The following is a 19,710-nucleotide window of genomic DNA, read 5'->3' as shown; positions in this document are numbered from 1 at the left end:
GGACTCAGGACTCAGGACTCAGGCTATAATTATGCCCTTAACGCCGTGAAGTTTCTGATGTCTGTGATAATTTTTCTTATAGTGAGTAAATAAATGGATGTGGGAATTTTAACATAAAAAAATAAGAGGAGCGTTTTAATTCTCCCCTTATCGTTTTTACACTTGCTGTTTATTTTTGGGATTGCTGTCCGCGCTCTGCCTTCCCGGAAATGAACGCCCCCGCAAGAATCAACGCCGCAAAAATTCCGATGCCTGACTCACATCCTCCGCTCGTAGAGCCAACACCAATAACTTCCGTTCCGCCTGACCCTGACCCACTCCCGGAGTCTGTTCCGCCTGATGACCCGCCGTCAACATCATCCGAGTCCACGATTTTTGCCGCCGTAAGCTCAGGGACAACAAGCTCAAACCCTGAGCCGTTTATCCAGTCTACTTGACCGGGGTGAAGCTCAAGTATGAATTTCACCGTCTTTCCCGGCACTAGCATAAGTTTGTCGACCATGAAGTACCCGCTAATAGCGTCGTCCGACACTTTCGAGTAATCATTGTTCACTGCCTCCAATGCTCCGGGCTTGTAGTTCACGCCGTAGAAATACGCCTCCGGGTAATACTCGTCCCCGGTGTATTCCAGCTCGCACTCAACAGGGAATGAATCCCGCGAGCCTGTCCCTACTATGTCCTCAATGAAGCTGAGAAGGTACAGAATATCTATTGCGTCATCGTAGCTTTCAACTTTTGCCTTCAAGCTCACCGTTCCCGTTGTGTCGTAAACGCTCATTGCCGAATTGACTCCGTTTTCCTCGTCTCCGCTCCTGTACGCCGTGCGCAGGATTGTGCCGTTGCCCGTGTGAGCCGCCGCCCTGAATGACGCGCTCGCCTGCCTCTCCTGCTTGGCCTCAAGTGCGCTGGGCGAAGAATAGTTGAATACGTAATATGCCTCGTTGTTTCCGCCAACGTCCGCAATTTGGCCGTCATCACTGACCCTCGACTCGTGTACCTCATTCAGCTTGTGTTCCGGGTCAATCTGAACATAGAAGTAATATTGCCCGTCCTCAAGATTCGCGGGGACATCCCATGTGAATTTTGCCCAGCCCTTATTGAGCGTGCTGCCGTTCTGCCAGCCCTCCAATGACATTGTTACTGTCTGTATGTGATTGAGGTTGCCCATTGTGCTGCGCGGAGCTGAAATGTCAAATGACTCTCTGATAACATATGAGAGACTCACGTCAAACTCTCCCGTGTCCACGAAACTGGCGTTGTATATCGGTATACTTATCTCATACTCAAGCCCGCCGAGAATGCTGTTGTCCGAGTCCAGCTTCAGCGATGGAACATAGTACCTTATACCGCGTCCCATTGAGGCGTACTGCTGAATGTTGGCGTGAAGTGCCGCGCCGTTCATGACCCACTTGCGGGGCAGTACAAGCGAGGGGTCAGCGTGCTGGCCGTAAAGGCCGTTCGTCCACCACAGAGCAGGGCCGTAGGGTTCGCCGACTTCGAGAAGCTCTACCGCAGTCCCGACCGTCATAGCCCCTTCACGCGCCGTGAACGGCATAGCTATAATCCTGTGCGCGGCATCCTCTCCGTGAAGCGTCGTCCTTCCGTAAACCTTTATTTCGATCCCTTCCTGGCTGGAATATTTCTTGACGAACGACTCAGAGTGCGACGTGTACGGCGGTAACGGACTCGGATCTTTCGCCCCGAAGAATGACGCGATTGCAGACACCGTTTTGGTGAGCTGGCTCTTCTGTATGGTCTCGTCATATTTCTGCGAGTCTATCTGCGACTGGTCGAATGATATCGTCATGCCGACCTCATTTTTCGCCCATTGCGCCCTGTAAGGTGTGCTGACAAGAGCACCGCCGGATGAATAGCCCTCGATGTCTTCAACTGTTGAGGGGTACGAGAAGAAATTTCCCTCCTCGTGCCGGGCTTGGTATGCGTAATGCTGATTTGAGTATGTCGTTGCCGGGGTCGCGTCATCGTACATTGAGAATGTCAGGTGGTGAGACTGGCTTTCTACCCCGCTATAGTCCCCGCTGACGTAATCAGCTTTCGGGCCGAGTACGTACCATGACGGCAGAGGGTCATTAAGTATCCTGTACCGCCATATGTGCTGTGGCGCAGTGTAGGTGATAAAGCCGTCATACTGTTTGGCCTCCATTGTCGTGCTTACAGTCGCGGAATTTGCGTAGCTCTGTGAGTTCGTTGTTGTCGTGTCTATCTTGTCCGTAACAAAATTCATGATGGACTCGTAAGCTCCCGCCGCGGCTTTTATTCTTGGGTCAAAGTTCCCGGCTATGTTGGCCTCAGTCGCCCGGAATTTCAGGTAGCCCGAAACATACGGCCCTGCCTTGCCGAGCATTGAAACAGTTTCAGTTGTTGACGCGAGTCCGAATGATACATCCTTCTGCTCGCTTTCGGATTTCCGCGTAATGTAGCGCACGCTCATATCTCCCTTTATGCCGTCCGCCATGTCGCCGAACCCGCTGAACGTGTAATTTATCGGGGCATCCGCGAGTTTGCCGTCTGTGCCTACGTTATCGACATGGTAGGGGAGTGCCTCAAGCAGTGCAACATAGCTCTCGTCATGCTCATCCTGAACGTGAGTCGGCTTGTCAAGCATTAGAGTCTCGTTCGCAAAGTCAGACGTAATGAGTCCGCCCCTCCTGCCCTCGCTGGAGTCCTCAACGTTGAAGACGGTCTGAGTGTCGCCGAAGCCGGCAAATTCCTCGTTTGAGTCAAGCTGTGTCGGAATGACGTAAACGCTGCTCCTGTTGGAGTTGACATAGCTTATTACTACATCCTCAACGAGCTTGACTTTTCCCTTTCTGCCTGTGAGAGGCCCGGCGGTTATCGAGAACTCCTCAACCATCTTGTAGTAGTCATCGGTGTCCTCAACGGTATATCCCAGTACGCTTGTGTCATTCTGTACGCTTTTTAGGCCACCCAGAAAGCTTGTGTCATCAACTAAGTTTGAGCCGCCCTTCCTGCGGTCATAGTCGCGGTGAGGCGTTATTGAACCCTGATTGCAATACCAGCGTTCGAGTCGCGGATATAATGTGGTGCTAAAATTGCCTTGAGCAATGCCCAACGTCCTAGCGAGTTCCTCGTTTAATGGCATTTGGAAGAAGAGTATCGCTATCTCGTCTTTTCCGTCCCCGTCAAAATCGCACCTTGTCGCCCTGCACGGAGCTTCGTAAATGCTGCTAGTGTCAAAGCTGTCGGATTCGTATCTCCAGCTGCCGCCGTTGTAATCAAGAATGCCGACTCTCATGCTGTTACACTCCTCGTAGCCGTTCCACGGGTAAACCCTGCCGACAAATGCAGCCTCATCAACTCCGTCTCCGTCAAAATCTCCGACAACGACATTCGGACACGCCTGCTTATAGCCTTCATTGCCACCTGAATAACCGTCATGAATAAGCTCGCGGTGAATCCGGCTTACACTTACAGAGTCCCCGCTTTTCTTTACTTGGAAGATATACAGCTCAACAGAGCCGTTAGCATTGAAAGTTAGGGCGATTTCGTTCCTGTGGCCGTCGCCGTCAATGTCGCCCGCCGCTACGTCAACTCCGCGAATGCCGTTGCTGTAATCAAATGCTTTCCAGCCCTGCGAGTCTCCTCCGTCAACGTTCAAGTCGTTAATATAGCCGTTGTCGCCCGATTCATTTCTGTTGACCGTTACGAACTTGAGGTAAAGATTTCCGCTCGTATCCATTTTGCTGCTGTGGGCGATAACAAAAACGTCCTTGTCCTCCATGCCCTCAACAGAAAGGCACGCATTGCCCCAGGCGTTGCGGTTGTCGTCTGTCATATCGTAATCGCTCATGATTTGGCTTATCTGCGCGCTGCTTCCTGAGCCGCTGCTCTCAACTGTCTGAAGACCGTAGCGGCTGTTGTAGTCGGTTGTGATTCCGGCGGTTGCGAACACGACATTGAGCCTGTTTCCGAAGCGTTTCGGGGACACAGATACGTCCATTCTCTCAATGACACCTGTCGAGGAAGCCACGGGCAAATATTCGCTGTCGTAGTTGTCGAGTGTGGCGTTTTCATTCAGCAGTGAGCCGTCAGAGCTGATTGTGAACACGTGGGACTGGTAAGTCAATGTGCTTGAGTCGGTTCTGGTACGCTCAAAAAGCATAAGGGAGTGTTTCGGAATCTCCGGGAAATCTGAGTCCGTAACTGTCTTCACGATGTCGCTGATTTCCGCGAGCCTCTTGCCCTTGATGGTTACGGCTTCAGCGAAGGGCAGAGTCTCAATTAATGACGGGAAAAGAAGAAGCGCGGTTAATGATACTGTGCAGAGAATTTTGCGTAGAGAAAATAAAAAAAGTCTTCTCACTGCATTAACCTCCTTTGAAAATTTTGCGCGGAAATTATAAATCCGAGAAAATATTTTTTCAATTTAGGCGGAAAATCTTTTTGCTTTTCTTGCTGACAAAAAAATCCCCCCGGCCTTGAATCCGAGGGGAAAATTTTTCGTGCCTGCTATTGTGATTTCTTTCTGAGAATTGCGAGAAGGAGTCCCAAGCCTAACGCCGTAAAGCCTGACTCACATCCTCCGCTTGTAGAGCCAACGCCATCCGACTGTACGACTTTCGCCGTTGTAAGCTCAGGCACAACAAGCTCAAATCCTGATCCGTTCTCCCAGTCTACATCGTCCGGGTGAAGGCTCATCGTGAATTTCACTGTCTTTCCAGGCACAAGCGGAAGACTTTCGACCATGAAATACTCGCTCACAGCATCGTCCGAAACAATCGAATTACCGTACACCGAGTCCAATGTCCCCGGCTTGTAGCGGACTCCGTAGAAATACGCCTCCGGGTAGTATTCATTTCCGTTGTACGTAATCTCGCACTCAACCGGGATAGCGTCCCGCGAGTTCACAGCAGGCATTTCCCCTAACATCGGAAGGAGGTAGGGAACCTCTATTTTCTCTTCGCCGTCAAGTTTCGCATTCACGCTTACCGTTCCCGTAGTATCGTAAACAGTCGAGGCCGGGCTGACTCTTCCCTCAGAATCCCCGCGCCTGTATGCCGTGCGGAATATTGTCCCGTTGCCAGAATGAGCTGCCGCTTTGAACGCGCCGCTCACCTTGGCATTATGCTTGTTCACAATCGTGCTTGGCGCAGTGTAATTGAACCTGAAGTAACCCTCATTGTTTCCGCCAATGTCAACTAATGTGTCGTTAGCATCAAGCCTCGACTCGTGGACTTCCGTCAAACTGTGCGATGGGTCAATCTCAATGTAGAAGTAATATGTGCCGTCATCGAGCTTGTCAGGTACATTCCACGTAAATTCCGCCCAGCCCTTATTGAGCCTGCTCCCGTTCTGCCAGCCGTTTAACGACATCTTCACCGTATCGATGTGGTGAAGTTCGCCGCTCGTGTGAGGCGCAGAGAGGTCAATCGAATCCGTGTATGACAGTTTCACCTCAAATTCTCCCGTGTCCCTGAAACTTGCGTTGTATATCGGGACGCTTATCTTGTACGTAAGCCCGCCTAGTATGCTGTTGCCCGAGTCAAGTTTCAGCGCAGGAACATAGAATCTCAGCCCCCGCACCTTTGACGCTGTAATCTGATCTGCCGCATGAAATGCCGCGCCCATCATCACATACTTGAACGGCAGAACCAGCGCGGGATCCGCATACCTGCCGTAACGGCTTCCAGTGCGCCATAGTGCCGGGCTGTCCTGATAGCCGTAGTTGTATAGCTGAACCGCTGTTCCGACCTTCATTGTATTTTCACGCGCAACATAGGGCATCGCCATCAATGTATGCGCCGCATTCTCGCCGGGGAGTGTCGTCCTTCCGTAAACCTCAATGTTTATCGCTTCATTCTTTGAATATTTCTTGACGAACGTCTCAGAGTGCGACGTGTACGGAGGAACCCCCGTAGGATCGTCAGCCCCGAAAAATGACGCTACAGCCGATATGACATTTGACAGCTCGCTCTTATGTACAGTCTCTTCATACTTCTGCGATTCTATTTTCGTCTGCTCGAATGATATTGACTTGCTCGTGTCGGATTTCGTCCACATCGCGCTGTAAGGCTGGCTTACAAGAGCTCCGCCGGGCGCATAGCCTTCAATGTCCTCAATCAGCGAAGGATACGAGAAGAAATTTCCCTCCTCATGACGCGCCTGATAACTGCCGTTCGTGTCAGAAGTTGTTGAACCGGGGACAGGATTGTCATACATTGAGAACGTAATGTAACGCCTCTTGCTCACAACGTCTCTACTGCTGAAGTCCCCGCTGACGTAATCCGCTTTCGGGCCGAGTATATACCATGACGGCAGAGGGTTATTCAGAATACTGTAACGCCATATGTGCTGGGCTGACCTGTACGTTATGAGCCTGTCGAACTGCCTCGCGTCAATGCCGTCTTTAATGGTTAATGTCTCCGTGGAATTGGTTGCTTCTGTCGTAGTCTTGTCTATCTTGTCGGTTACTAAATCCATCACCGTGTTCAGAGCACCCGCCACGGGCTTCGCTTTGGGTTCGAAATTGCCCGCTATGTTCGCCTGTACCGTGTGGAATTTCAGGTAGCCAAGCACATACGGCCCGGCCTTGTCCAAAACCGAAATATTTTCAGTCGTTGAAGCCAGTCCGAAATTAGCGGAGCCGCTCCCGCTACTTTCGGTTGTTCTTACGTACTGAACACGCATTTTTCCCGCTATGCCGTCAGCCATATCTCCGAATCCGCTGAACGTGTAGTTCATCGGGTAAGATGTGAGATTTCCGTCTATGTCAACGTTGTCGACATGGTACGGGAGAGCCTGAAGCAAAGTAATATAGCTCACATCATGGTCGTCCAGAGTGTGTGAGGGCTTGCCGAGCATTAGAGTCTCGTTCGCGAAGTCCCCCGTAATGAGTCCGCCTCTCCTGGCTGAGTCTGTGCCTCTATATTCGTAAATCTTCTTTTCATCGCCGAAATCCGTAAAATTTCTGTTAGGTTTAAGGATTGTAGGCACTACATATACCGCGCTTCCCTCAGAATTAACATGACTTATCGCTATGTCCTCCGCGAGCTTTGCATGTCCGCGAGTGCCGAGAAGAGGCCCGGCGGTCAGTGAGAAATCTTCCTCTGTCTTGTAAGACAAGTTGTACTCATCTTCCTTGACTACAAATCCGAGAGTCTTGTTGCAATGCGCGTTGCGGACAGGTTTTATTGACCCTTTTCAGAAGCCCCAGAACTCAAGACGAGGGGCAGTAATTCCGTCTAAAACAAGCATAACAATCTCGTCCTGCCCGTCTCCGTTAAGGTCAGCCCTAGTAGCTTTGAGAGTGCAGTTTTGGGAGACAATGGTATCAAGCCAGTCTCTTTTCCATGCGCCGGAGTTGTACTTGAAGACGTTGACTCTTATGACCCCGGTGGTGAGGTCTCTGGCTTTGGATACAACTGCCGCTTCCTGTACTCCGTCTCCGTCAAAATCCCCGGCAAGGGCAATACCTGAGAACTGCGGCGAAAGATCAACCCCCCAAATAGAGGTATCGCCTTTAATTACCGTCATCGGCATCATTTCAGCCCCATATATAACGTCTCTGTCTCCTGTTAATACTTTTTCAATATAAGCGTAAATGCCCGTTTGGCAAGTAAATGTCATGAGAACTTCATTCTTGTAGCCATCGCCGTCAAAGTCCCCTGCGGTAATAGAGAGTCCCCGGATTGTGCCGCTGAAGTTGGCGTACTTATCTTTGAAATATTTGTCTCCGCCGGTGATAGTAGTGTCGGTGAGATGACTGCTGAGATCTCCCGATTCGTTTCTGTCGACTACCAAATAGTCAAAGTTGAGATCCCTCACAGTGCCCAACGGTTTGCCGCGAACAAGAATGAAAACGTCTTTGTCTTCCATGCCCTTTAGCGTAATGGCCGCGTTTCCCAACATGTTGCAGCTTCCCCAGTACCATTGTGGGTCTTTCTCTTTGGGAGTTGTCATGCTTGCGTTGTTTTCTGTTCCGCTGCTGTGTACTGTCTGGAAGCCTGTCATGCTGTAATATGAATTGCTGAATGAAAGCCCTGCGGTTGTGTAGATGACATTGCGCCTCATTCCGAAGCGTTGCGGGGAAATTGCCACGTCCATTTTCTGGACGACATCTTCGCGGGAAGTCAGAGTCTTTGCGCTCTTGTGGATAGCGTCATGGTGCTGAACGTCAAGCGCGTATTCTTTCCTCAAAGAGCCGTCCCGGCTAACGGTGAACACGCGGGGCTGATACACTACTTCGTCTCCTTCTGTTTTACGCTCAAACAGCATAAGGGAATGTTTCTGAATCTCCGGGAAATCTGAGCCTGTAGCTGTACTTACGATGTCGCTGATTTCCGCGAGACGTTTGCCCTTAATCGTAACGGAGTCAGCGAACGCCGGGGATTTAATGAGAGGCGGGAAAAGGAGAAGCGCGGCTAACGATATTGCGTAGAGAATTTTGCGTAGAGAAAATAAATAAAGTCCTCTCACTACATTAACCTCCTGTATGAAATCTCTTTTATGATGATTATAATTTAGTGAAAATATTTTTTCAAACCGCACGGAAAATTCAACTCTGCCTGTTTTCTGTTCCTATATCAACAAATCATGCTAAAATTATTTGTTTTTATCACACAATTTTGACAGGAGGCTCAGAACTTTTTATGCCTGACGAAATCACAGCGAACAATCCCATGAATGAAGAAAGCAAACAGCAGGAGGAGAAAATATTAACCCTCCCCCTTGTCGGCGAAATAAAAACAAGCTACCTCAACTACGCAATGAGCGTTATTGTAGGGCGTGCATTGCCTGACGCGAGGGACGGCCTCAAGCCCGTACAGCGGAGAGTCCTTTATGCCATGTCGGAATTAGGTCTCAGGCACAACACAGCCTACAAGAAATCCGCCCGCATTGTCGGTGAAACAATGGGTAAGTATCACCCTCACGGAGACTCGGCGATTTATGACACGATGGTGCGGCTCGCGCAGGACTGGAATCTCCGCTACACTCTCGTAGACGGGCAGGGGAATTTCGGCTCTGTTGACGGAGACAGCCCCGCGGCCATGCGCTACACTGAGGCCCGCCTGAGCTGGCCGGGTGAACTAATGCTCGCAAATCTCGATGAGGACACCGTAGAATGGGGCAAAAATTTTGACGAGTCCCTCAAAGAACCGCAGACTCTTCCGTCAATCCTCCCGAATCTTTTAGTCAACGGCTCAACAGGAATCGCCGTAGGAATGGCCACAAACATGCCACCGCATAACCTGAAGGAAGTTGCTGATGTCTTCTGCTGGCTCATCGACAACGGAATCGAGCCGGAGGACGCTGACATTTCCGACATTCTGCGGCTCATGCCCGGCCCGGATTTTCCCACAGGCGGAGAAATTTTAGGGCGTTCGGGAATACTTGAGGCTTACACGACAGGGCGCGGGAAAATCACAGTACGCGGGAAAATGCACGTTGAGGAGTCAAAGCGCGGTAAGCAGAGCATTGTTATCACGGAGATTCCGTACAGCGTCAACAAAACTATGATGCTTGAAGCTATGGTGCAGGCCGTACAGGAGCGCGAAATAGAAGGAGTCTCCGAAATGCACGACGAGTCAGACAGAGACGGACTCCGAATAGTGATTGAGCTTTCGCGGGACGCTGATCCGGATCTCATCATGAGACAGCTCTACAGGCACACCTCACTTCAGTCAACATTCGGCGTGATTAACCTTGCATTAGTCGACAAACACCCCGAAATCCTCAGCATAAAGCGATTGCTTTCTATCTTCCTCAACTACCGCCGGGAAGTAGTCAGACGCAGGACAGAATACCGCCTCAAAAACGCAAAGGCGCGTGAACATATAATAGAAGGACTCAAGAAAGCACTGACCCACATAGAGCAGGTAATACGCACAATCCGCTCAACAAACAGCGCGAACGAGGCAAAAGAAAGCCTGCAGTCCGTCTTAGGATTCACAGAGGCACAAGCGCAGGCGATACTTGAGATGAGATTACAGCGTCTAACCGGGCTTGAGCGCGGGAAACTTGACGAAGAACAGTCGAAACTCTTGGCGGACATTTCCGGCTTCAATGAAATTATTGCTGACAGGAAAGTGCTTGACGGCGTAATCAGGGCGGAGCTTGTAGACCTTGCCGGGCGTTTCGGCGATGAGAGAAGGACGGCGATTGTTGACGAGGTTCAGGAAGTTGTTGACGCTGATTTAATCCCGGAGGAGAACATAATAATTACCCTCTCGAAAGACGGACTAATCAAACGTCAGCCGCTTGAATATTACCGTCTTCAGGCCGCCGGCGGAAAGGGCAAGAGGGGCGCGAACATTCACGCGGACGACAGCATAGAAATGTTGAGCGTAACGAACACTCACCGGGATATATATTTCTTCACGAACACGGGCCGGGTAATGTCCCTCAAAGGATTCGAGGTTCCCGAAACGAAATCGGGAAAGGGAAAGCCTATCGGGCGTTATCTTCCTCTATATGACGGCGAAAGAATCGTGAACATTGCCGGGGACGGCGGCGGAAATTTCAAGTACGCATTCTTCATCACACGCAAGGGGATCGCCAAGCGCGTAACCTTCAGCGAGCTTCTACAGACGAAACGCGCAAAACGTATCATGAAGATTGACGCAGGCGACGAGATAGCCCAAGTAAGACTCACAACGGGCAAAAATGATATGGTCATCGTAACGCGGGACGGACTCGCGCTGAGAGTGCCTGAGACAGAATTTCGCCCCCTCAGCAGGACGGCACGCGGGGCAATCGCAATCCGTCTCAAGAAGAATGACCGCGTACTAAGCTGTGATGTTGCTGACGAACGCCGGACAATTCTTGTCATCAGCCAGCTCGGAATCGGAAAGCGCGTAGAATTTTCGTCATTCATGCCTCATCACAGGGGTACGGGCGGTATTTGCCTCATGGAGCTTACAGAGAAGACCGGGAAATTATCGGGAAGCGTTGCGGTGAAGGACTCTGACGAGATAATATCAATCTCATCAAAAGGCCGTATGATTCGTATGCCCGTTGAAGGAATCACGGTAATGAAGCGGCACTCAGTCGGCAATATAATTCTCAGGCTTGACGAGGGCGACTCGGTTGCGGATTTCAGCGTAATGCGGACGGAAGAAGACAACGACGAGCTTACAGCGGGAATCCCGTTCGAGGAAGAGTCAGAAGATGAGAATAGCTAGGGACGGAATCCCCTCAATAATATTCCTGGCACTTTGCGCGGGGGCGTTTGCGTTTTTGTCGTGGATTCCCTGCGCTGTGATGTGCGTGATACTGGCTCTTGTCGTGTGGTTCTTCCGAGACCCGGAGAGGTCAGCAAGCTATGAGGACGGAAAATTTTTCTCACCTGCTGACGGGAAAATAGTCGAAATCTCCGAATGCGATCACAAATTCACCGGGCACTGCGTGAAAGTCGGCATCTTCATGAATATATTTAGTGTCCACGTCAACCGCGCCCCCTGCACAGGGAGAGTAGACTACCTCGAATATGTCCCCGGGAAAAAGATTGCGGCGTTTTCCCCGAAAGCCTCTGAGATTAACGAGCGTAATTTTGTCGGATTGTCAACACCTTTCGGCCCTGTGATGATGGTACAGATTGCGGGGCTTGTCGCAAGAAGGATAGTATGCAGGCTGAAGCGGGGCGATGTATTAGAGGCAGGCCAGCGTTATGGAATGATAAAGCTAGGCTCTAGGGTTGACTTGTACATGCCCGGTGATACAGTGATACGTGTGAAGCCCGGCGAGAATGTTAAGGCCGGAGAAAGTTTGATAGGAGTGATAAAAGGTTGAAGGATTTTCTGAGAATACGGCGGATAATGGGCAGGAAAGGGAAGAAGCCTATGGAGTTCAGGCACATACTTCCGAATATGGTAACAAGCGGGAATCTTCTCTGCGGACTCTTCTCGCTGATAATGACTCTTCACGGGCGGTATATTCCTGCGGCGTGGCTTGTGTTTTTCGCGGTGATATTTGACGGTTTTGACGGGAAAGTTGCGCGTATGCTTGGCGGCGGCTCACAGTTCGGGATGGAGTTCGACAGCCTTGCGGATCTCGTGAGTTTCGGAGTTGCTCCGGCAATATTGCTGTATCAGGTCTCGGCGCGGAGTCTGAATATTGCGGGCGTTGTGGTGGCGTGTTTCTTTGCGCTTTGCGTGGCACTGAGGCTTGCGCGGTTCAACGTTGTGCATGTACCCGGGCCGTTTCAGGGGCTTCCGTGTCCTGCGGGGGGGCTGTTTGTGTCGTCATTCGTGATAGCGGGTGTGAATCTTCCTGCGTGGGTCATGGCCGGGGTGATGGCATTTACGGGATTCCTTATGATTTCGAGCATACCCTACGCGAACATGAAGAAGCTGACTAAGAAGACTGCTGACGGTGTGAAATGCCTTGCGCTGTTCTCGATGATGGTGCTGTCGTTCGTGTTCCTGAAGAAGGGTGCGCCGCTGTTCCTTTTCGCGCTGTATATTGTGAGCGGACTGATTCATTTTGACTGGGGGCAGTGGATTCTGAAGCCTGAAGCAAGAGACGAGGCAGTCAGCCACAAGAATTAGGGATAAATTTCCGGGAAGGCTCGCCTGATGAGGGCGGGTCTTTTTTTGCGGGCTGACTGTGATTTTCATGAACCGCAATATATTCCGTGAATGTCGGCGGGGGGCTTGCCGAAAAAATTATTTTGCCCATTCCTCTTTTGTTTTGTTGCCATCGGAGTCATACGCCGCGTTGATGTCATACGGAAGCGCGTAGGATATATCCCCGTCCCCGCCCGCGTAGAAGTCAACAGCCTGCTTTCGGGGAGTGTATATCTTCCAGAAAACTTTATGCCCTTCCCGCGCAGTGTCGTGAATTTGTACGTGTAATCCATTTTCCTGCGCTCAGACTCACCCCTGAATATAGGGCTGAGTTTTTTTGGACAGATCAGGGCGAGATGCCAGAAGTTTTTACGGAAGGTGATAATGTTCTAGGTACTTCTGTAGCTTCCTGGCAATCTTTTTATCCTTGTGGCTGTAGCTTATGAACGCATAGTATTTGAAGCCTTTGCTTTCCATAGCAGACCCCCTGAAATTTCTCCGGCTTTCTCCGATTCAGCGCACAGAATCTTCATTACCATATCGACATTGCCCCTGTCGGAGTCTTTGTAGTCCTTAGTGCCGTTTGTTACAGAGTTCTCTATCCGCGAAATTTCGTCAAGCTCGTCCCAGTCTACGAGGCAGGCGTGAGTCATTGACTCTGTGTTCTTTGTCGGCCTTATGGATGATTTTCCGCGCTCTGTTATTTCTCTCTGGCGTTCTTTCACACGCCGCGCAAATTCTTCCTTGTCCATAACATCATAGCCGAACGTGTAGTGAACGCGCACCACCTGAGATGCTCGCTACGCGCTAAATTTTCCCGCTGTTCCGGGGTTAATTCCGCTGAAGCTGAGTCCGGCGTGATTTTCCGTATAAGGGGTATGAGATAGTCGACACTGGCGCGGCTGCTCATCCTGTCAAAGTAACCGCACTTCTTCCAGTCTTCATTGGCACTGCTGCCCCCGGCGTAGGCGTGATTAAGCTCTCTGGCGTACCCGTCAAGCTCTCCCGAATAAAGCAGATCCGAGTCATATATCCAGTGTATAGCGCACTCTTCCGCGTTCTGTGAATAACAGCGCACGCTTTTCGAGTCGCAGGTGTAAACATTGACAGGGCGGCCTATTTTGCGAAGTCGGTCAACCATATGAACGGCTATGTCCCTTGCTGTGTAGCGATCCTCAATGCACACCGCTATGTATTTCAGGCTCGCGGCGTGATCTTCCATGAAGCGGAAAATTTTGCTGCCTCTCGCGTTCTGCGGCTCGAAATCTATATTGTACTTCACGAACATGTTCGGATACTGGGACTTCAGGAAGCCCGAACGGTGTTCAAAATTGGGATCGTAAACAGTTGCGTGGAAGCTGCTGCCTTCAAACTGTCCATTAGCGATGACCTGCCGCAGGACTTCATGACCCATTCGCCCGAAACCGACTATAAGGACATCTGTATCCTCAGCCGCCCGGCCGTCAGCGTCAAAATTTATGGCATTGCAGAGAGGGTATTTGTTCATCAGGAGGCGTGCGCTCATCTCGTACTCATCGAAAGAAATAACGCTCCCGTAGCCGTACTGATTCCCTTCCGCCTGAAAAAACATGCCTTTCCATTCGTCAGTACCCAAGAGAATAAGCCCGGTCTGCTCAGGAAGTACGCCGATTTTCTCTAGGGACGCGGACATATTCCGGGCGTACTGCATATTTTTGTCGTACTCATCTGACAGGGCAAAGAGACGGAAATTTATCCCGCCCGGCTTTATTCGTATCCTCCGCAGAAATTCCGGGGAAGCCTTCAGCGCGTCATTGCCCGAACATACAACCCCGCCCGATTCGCGTATCGATGACTCGTAATCCTCAGCCACATGAGAAGGTCATTGCCGAAACGTATAAGCAGTGCGCTTGCGGCGGTGTAAAAGGCGACAAGGTGAATCATCCAGAACAACAGCACAGCCGCCGGATTTCTTGAGACAGGGAGATTGTAGAATACAGTGCTGTTGCCACGTCCGGAAAACATCATGCCTACGTCCATAACAGATACCATTATCACGTAAAGAATATAGTCGAGGGCTGAAGCATTGCCGCTTTTCACCCAGTCAAGGCTCTTATTCTCAAGATGGCCGCCGAGAACCTGTTGAATCTCTAGCCAATGGAATGCACAGTACATTGCCGTCCCTCCAATGAACATGGCCGCAAAAAATATCTTTAGCGGGAGCGTTCTTTTATGCGGGTGCTTTGATATGTAGGTTATCAGCGCGGCGAAAAGTGCTGTCGACAAAACCCATGCCGCAAAAATCTGCGCGGTGTCTGTCGTGCAAAACCGTAATAAACTGTTCACGCTCTTTCACATCCTTCAGCTTTGAATGACAGGGCTTAAAGTTTCAAGTAATATCGATGACGGAAATTTTATGTTTGTTCGGATTTACGCGGAATATTATCTTTGTTTTTGCTGTTTTTTTCCATAGCCTTTATCTTGTGCCAATGTGAAAAATAAAAGCCTCCCCCGTTTTTCCCGGAGAAGGCATTTTTTTTTTGCGCTAACGTCTCCGCTTTACACGGAAATATTTGTACGTCATGAACCCTAACAGCAACAGCCCGTAAAGTGCCTGCCGATAGTAATTATTTATCCATGATATTGTGTTGAGGTACGCCGAAATCACCTGAAGCACTATTACCGCCACAGCAACGCCGGGAATCTCTCCGCTTCCGCCGTCAGGGTCGCACCCTCCGAGAACAGCAATTAATATCGTCATCATTACATAGCTGCTCCCAAAATCGGCCTTCACTGACGCAACACGCGACAGGCTGATTAATCCCGCAATCGCCGCCAACAGTCCCGAAATCATATAAGCCGCCGTAACGACTCTAACATTGTTGATTCCTGAGAATGCCGCCGCCTTTGAGTTCACGCCCACAAGGTGAAGCCTACGCCCGAAAGGTGTCATCCCGATAATCACAGACAGAATCACCGCCGCGACTACGAATATCACAAACGGAAGAGGCACTACCCCGAATACCATCGTTGACGCAAATTTCTTGAAGGCTGAAATTGATGTGATAGATTTCCCGTTCGACAATACTATAGTTATCCCGTAGAAAAGCTCATACGTTCCCAGAGTCGCCAGCATCGGAGGAACTTTTACGACTGACACGAGAAAGCCATTCAGCCCCCCGCAAATGAGTCCAATCACAAGAGCAATGACACACGCAATCAATATCCCGTAAATTTCGCCGTGAGGAGCTATTGACTTCATTATGAGAGCCGCTGAAGCCCCGCACAAGTTAGCGATGTATACAGTTGAGAGGTCAATACCTCCTGTTATCATTGCGAGGGAGAGTCCCATTGCCATAAGGCCGTATTCTGTGAGCTGCTTGCCTATCGTCTGAAAGTTTAACACGCTCATGAACGCAGAACCGCGAGTAATTCCGGCGAAAATCAGAAGCACCGCCAGAATCATCAGCATACGGATAAAATCACTGTTCCTTCTCATGAGTTAGTCCCCTCCATTTCTGACGCTGATACAGTTTTCATTGACCTTGCCGCCTGTATCGCCGCTATTGACGCTCCGAGAATGATTATTATTCCGAGAAATACATTCTGATAGTACACCGAGACTCCTATCATCGTCAGCGAGTTCGAGACCATCCCAAGAAGGAACGTTCCCAAGAAGCACCCTAACAGCGATCCATGTCCGCCCGTGAGTCTGACTCCGCCTAAAACTATTGCCGCGATTACTATCATTTCTCCGCCGTAATATTCCATCGGGGAGCAGTTCCGGCACATGCAGGCGTAACAGAGTCCGCCGATAGCAGACGCAATACCATTCGCCACGAACACGGAGAAGCGAATCGCGTCAACCTTGAACCCAGCCCGCCGTGCTGAAACCTCATCGCCCCCGATCGCGTAAATCGCACGGCCTATCATCGTGTGATTCAGGACGATATACGCGCAAAGGTACATCAATAACATCACGACAAACGCCCCGTGAAGAGACGCGCCGAGTCCTGTCTGTGCGCTCGTAACCTTCAGTATGTTCCAATTCGCAAACGGCATAAACGGGTCAGGGACATTAATGCGGACTCCCTTCAGCGCACCGAAAGCGATTCCGTAGCAGATTGATGACGTTGACAGGGTAACAATCAGCGAGTTGAAATGAAACTTGACGATAAAGAATCCATTGACGCACCCGCAAATCGCCCCGATAAGAAGCGCGATAATCACGAGGACAAAAGCCGGGAGTCCAGTCTCAACACCGAGCTTGAAGACAATATACGTACTCATTCCGGCTATCATTGGGAACGAGACATCAGCCCCGGTGCTGACGAATGCGAACATCGCGCAGAGGGCGTAAATTGCGTTGACTGTTATAGCCCTGAAGAGGTCTACAATGTTGTTGACGGCGAAAAATAATCCCGATTTCGCCTGAATGAACGCCGCAAGAATCACGATGATTAACGCAACGTAAAACTCATTTTTTCCCAGTAATTTTTTCACGTTAAGACCTCCTTTCTACATTATGGCTTTCGTGAGATTTTCTGCTGTAAGCTCATGGCCGGGAATCTCGCCCGACATAACGCCCCCGCGCATGACTATTGAGCGGTCGCAGAGCCTCACAACCTCGGCCAAGTCATCAGACGCGACAATCACGGCCATTCCTGACGAGGCAAGATCCCTCAAATGCTGGTATATGTCGTATTTCGCGCCAATGTCGACTCCTACTGTCGGGCCGTTGAGGATTAATACTTTCGGCTTTGTCGACAGCCATTTAGCGAGGACTACTTTTTGCTGATTCCCGCCTGATAGCGTCTGAACGGGCAATAAATGATCGTCCGTCTTCACGTGAATCTCTTTGACCCATTCGGAAGAGTTTTTCTCCTGCGCTGACTGGCTGAGGATTCCGCTGTGTGTGAAATCCTTGTAGTTTACGAGCGTGATATTCTCCATGATTGAGACGGGCAAAAATAATCCTTCTGTGAGTCTGTCTTCAGGAACGAGGGCTATACCGTTCTGTATCGCGTCATTAACGGAGTGAATGCTGGTCTCTTTTCCGTCCCGTGAAATTTTGCCGCCTTCTGACTTTGTGATTCCGAAAAGTGTATTGCACAGCTCGCTTCTTCCTGAGCCTAACTGACCTGTGATTCCGAGAATTTCGCCGGGCTGAACCGAGAATGACACATGACGGAATCCCGGCCCCGACAAATCTTTCACTTCAAGCGCGGGCGGAACGTCTTTGCGGATTCGTCCTTCCGGGTGCTTGTTCGTGTCAAAAGCTATGTCATGGCCGGTCATGTAGCGCGTGAAATCGTCCTCGCTAAGACTCTTCATTTCACCTGTGTAGACGGCTTCCCCTGAGCGCATTATCGTTATGCTGTCGGAAATCTCGTACATCTCATCAAGTTTGTGCGAGACAAAAAGCACGGTCATCCCTTTTTCCTTGAGTCCTCGTATAAGCTCAAAGAGTCGATCTACTTCCTTGCGTGTTAATGCTGTAGTAGGCTCGTCAAGTATCAGGAAATTGGCCTTTGCGTATAACGCTCTTGCGATTGCGATTAACTGTTTCGACGCTACCGGCAATTGCTCGACTCTCACATCGAGGTCTAAATTCAGATTCAGAGTCTCCATCACCTTTTTTGCGATTTCTCTTTGCTGACGGTGATTGTAGATTTTTGTCTTGTGTGAAAGCACGGTGTTAATGGCTAAATTTTCCTGCACCGTTAAATTTGGGAAGACCGATAAATCCTGATAGATGACCTGAATCCCTAAATCGATAGAAAGAACGGGCGATAATGATTTGTACGTCTTGCCGTTGAACTCAATTGTGCCGGAGTCCTGCGGCTGGAATCCTGAGATAGCTTTGATGATTGTCGATTTCCCGCAGCCGTTCTCACCCGCGAGGCAATGTACTTCACCGCGCTGTACCCGCAAATCAACATTTCTCAGGGCATGGACTCCGCCGAAAGATTTGCAGATTCCCCTGCAGTTCAAAATATAGTCAGGCACAAAATTTTCCTCCTTTCACAAAAAGAAATGCCGCCCGGACAATTCATAGCTTGCACGGACGGACATTCATTCAGATTTTCACTGTCTCGAATTTTCCCTAGAATAAGCTGTCTACATTCTCCGCTGTGCCTATGCAGGGAGCGTTACCGATTAAGCAGTTATTATCGCCGACAATGAGGTTGACTGACTCATATCCCGGTGCTGCTCCTTTTGCTGACAGGTCTGACCCCTGGCCGACAGGAACGCCCGTAAGAATGTTGTACGCTGTGAGGCAGGCGACATATCCCGAAAGCGCAGGATCCCACGTTGTAACGCTGTAGATTGCTCCGTCTTTCAGCTCACGCGCATATGATGACGGCACACCGGCGGCAACAATCTTCACCTTTCCTTTGAGTCCCATTTCTTCAGCGGCCTGAGCGATTCCGCCTCCGTCTGTTGAGCAGTGGCAGATGAATCCAGCGAGATTAGGATTGCTCTTGAGTATCTGCTTTGCCTGCTCGTATGCTGTTGTTGTTGACTCCTGAGACTCGCATGTCGGCACTTCGTCATTGAGGAGCTTCAATTCGGGGTATTTCTTCTTGATGTAGTCAGCCTCAAATTTCGCATACTCCATGTGAGTTATTGATGTCGTGTAGCCCACCATGAGAGCATATGTACCTTTTGCGCCGGTGGCTGTCGCGAGAGCGTCCGCCATTGCCTCGCCGTATTGGGACGTGTTGAAAGCCTCAGTATCATACAGACAGTTGACGAGGTTCGACGCTTCATGACCGATGACGACGATTTTGTGAGCTAATGCGTTGCCGAGTGATTCCTCTAACGCGCTGGAGTCATTCGGGACGACTATTATCGCGTCATAATTCTGTGTGAGAAGTGAGTCGATAATCTCAAGCTGTGAAGCCGCGTCAGTTGTCGCCGGGAACTGGACTTTTGCGTCAACGCCGAAATCTTTTGCGAATTTCGTTACGCCGACTTCAAGACGTGAGAACCAGTCCGCGACTCCCTTCACGATGACGGCCATGCGAAACTCTGAGGGATTTTTCTTTGAGACGAAATCCGCCGGATTATAGCCGTTCTTGACCTGATAGCCTTTCGGAAGTTCCGCCGCGAATGACACGGAACACAACACCGCAACAACAAGCAACGCCGATAATACTTTCTTCATGCTGATGATTCCTCC

At 50.3% G+C, this 19,710-nt stretch carries 14 protein-coding genes; 3 read left to right on the top strand and 11 right to left on the bottom strand.

The features are described 5' to 3' along the window. Positions 1–169 precede the first annotated feature (169 nt). The 3 genes from IKQ95_06560 to IKQ95_06550 all read right to left on the bottom strand — a co-directional run bounded on the left by IKQ95_06560 (position 170) and on the right by IKQ95_06550 (position 8,457). Positions 170–4,345 carry a hypothetical protein gene (locus tag IKQ95_06560; GenBank protein ID MBR4196355.1) on the bottom strand — a complete coding sequence of 1,392 codons (4,176 nt, stop codon included), beginning with the start codon at positions 4,343–4,345 and terminating at the stop codon, positions 170–172. 146 nt (positions 4,346–4,491) lie between these two features. Then, positions 4,492–7,104, bottom strand: coding sequence for a hypothetical protein (locus tag IKQ95_06555; protein ID MBR4196354.1), 2,613 nt, complete (start codon positions 7,102–7,104; stop codon positions 4,492–4,494). A 78-nt stretch (positions 7,105–7,182) separates the two neighbouring features. Then, complete coding sequence (locus tag IKQ95_06550) at positions 7,183–8,457, bottom strand: hypothetical protein (GenBank protein MBR4196353.1); 1,275 nt, start codon at positions 8,455–8,457, stop codon at positions 7,183–7,185. Positions 8,458–8,660: 203 nt separating this feature from the next. On the opposite strand from IKQ95_06550, the gene gyrA reads away from it, so the two are divergent. The 3 genes from gyrA to pssA are packed head-to-tail and all read left to right on the top strand — an operon-like array spanning position 8,661 to position 12,527. Beyond that, on the top strand, positions 8,661–11,162 hold the full coding sequence (gene gyrA, locus IKQ95_06545; protein MBR4196352.1) for a DNA gyrase subunit A: 2,502 nt from the start codon (positions 8,661–8,663) through the stop codon (positions 11,160–11,162). Further along, complete coding sequence (locus IKQ95_06540) at positions 11,149–11,769, top strand: phosphatidylserine decarboxylase family protein (GenBank protein MBR4196351.1); 621 nt, start codon at positions 11,149–11,151, stop codon at positions 11,767–11,769. The genes gyrA and IKQ95_06540 overlap by 14 nt, the downstream gene beginning before the upstream one ends. A 26-nt stretch (positions 11,770–11,795) precedes the next feature. Continuing rightward, complete coding sequence (gene pssA / locus IKQ95_06535) at positions 11,796–12,527, top strand: CDP-diacylglycerol--serine O-phosphatidyltransferase (GenBank protein MBR4196350.1); 732 nt, start codon at positions 11,796–11,798, stop codon at positions 12,525–12,527. 65 nt (positions 12,528–12,592) lie between these two features. Here pssA and IKQ95_06530 read toward each other — a convergent pair whose 3' ends face one another. The 8 genes from IKQ95_06530 to IKQ95_06495 form a co-directional block, all read right to left on the bottom strand. Then, on the bottom strand, positions 12,593–12,838 hold the full coding sequence (locus IKQ95_06530; protein MBR4196349.1) for a hypothetical protein: 246 nt from the start codon (positions 12,836–12,838) through the stop codon (positions 12,593–12,595). Between the two features lie 147 nt (positions 12,839–12,985). After that, positions 12,986–13,330 carry a hypothetical protein gene (locus IKQ95_06525; GenBank protein MBR4196348.1) on the bottom strand — a complete coding sequence of 115 codons (345 nt, stop codon included), beginning with the start codon at positions 13,328–13,330 and terminating at the stop codon, positions 12,986–12,988. Continuing rightward, entirely contained in the window at positions 13,267–14,397 is a 1,131-nt protein-coding gene (locus IKQ95_06520) for a hypothetical protein (GenBank protein MBR4196347.1), read from the bottom strand. Before IKQ95_06520 ends, IKQ95_06525 begins: the two co-directional genes overlap by 64 nt. Further along, the gene (locus tag IKQ95_06515; protein ID MBR4196346.1) at positions 14,328–14,870 is read right to left on the bottom strand and encodes a hypothetical protein; all 543 of its coding nucleotides are present in this window, start codon (positions 14,868–14,870) and stop codon (positions 14,328–14,330) included. The genes IKQ95_06520 and IKQ95_06515 overlap by 70 nt, the downstream gene beginning before the upstream one ends. A gap of 199 nt (positions 14,871–15,069) precedes the next feature. Next, entirely contained in the window at positions 15,070–16,023 is a 954-nt protein-coding gene (locus tag IKQ95_06510; GenBank protein ID MBR4196345.1) for an ABC transporter permease, read from the bottom strand. Then, complete coding sequence (locus tag IKQ95_06505) at positions 16,020–17,027, bottom strand: ABC transporter permease (GenBank protein ID MBR4196344.1); 1,008 nt, start codon at positions 17,025–17,027, stop codon at positions 16,020–16,022. The genes IKQ95_06510 and IKQ95_06505 overlap by 4 nt, the downstream gene beginning before the upstream one ends. 15 nt (positions 17,028–17,042) lie before the next feature. After that, positions 17,043–18,533 carry a sugar ABC transporter ATP-binding protein gene (locus tag IKQ95_06500; protein MBR4196343.1) on the bottom strand — a complete coding sequence of 497 codons (1,491 nt, stop codon included), beginning with the start codon at positions 18,531–18,533 and terminating at the stop codon, positions 17,043–17,045. 97 nt (positions 18,534–18,630) lie between these two features. Further along, the gene (locus tag IKQ95_06495) at positions 18,631–19,695 is read right to left on the bottom strand and encodes a substrate-binding domain-containing protein (GenBank protein MBR4196342.1); all 1,065 of its coding nucleotides are present in this window, start codon (positions 19,693–19,695) and stop codon (positions 18,631–18,633) included. Positions 19,696–19,710 lie beyond the last annotated feature (15 nt).

It is taken from the genome of Synergistaceae bacterium (assembly GCA_017540085.1).
Lineage (GTDB): Bacteria > Synergistota > Synergistia > Synergistales > Aminobacteriaceae > JAFUXM01.
The sequence above is the reverse complement of the archived record's forward strand: the minus strand, read 5'-3'. Positions and strand labels throughout refer to the sequence as shown.

Bases quoted from the DNA above. Each gene is read 5' to 3' on its own strand.
- gyrA (MBR4196352.1), top strand. From the start codon at position 8,661: ATGAATGAAGAAAGCAAACAGCAGGAGGAGAAAATATTAACCCTCCCC.
- IKQ95_06540 (MBR4196351.1), top strand. From the start codon at position 11,149: ATGAGAATAGCTAGGGACGGAATCCCCTCAATAATATTCCTGGCACTT.
- pssA (MBR4196350.1), top strand. From the start codon at position 11,796: ATGGGCAGGAAAGGGAAGAAGCCTATGGAGTTCAGGCACATACTTCCG.
- IKQ95_06530 (MBR4196349.1), bottom strand. From the start codon at position 12,838: ATGGATTACACGTACAAATTCACGACACTGCGCGGGAAGGGCATAAAG.
- IKQ95_06510 (MBR4196345.1), bottom strand. From the start codon at position 16,023: ATGAGAAGGAACAGTGATTTTATCCGTATGCTGATGATTCTGGCGGTG.
- IKQ95_06495 (MBR4196342.1), bottom strand. From the start codon at position 19,695: ATGAAGAAAGTATTATCGGCGTTGCTTGTTGTTGCGGTGTTGTGTTCC.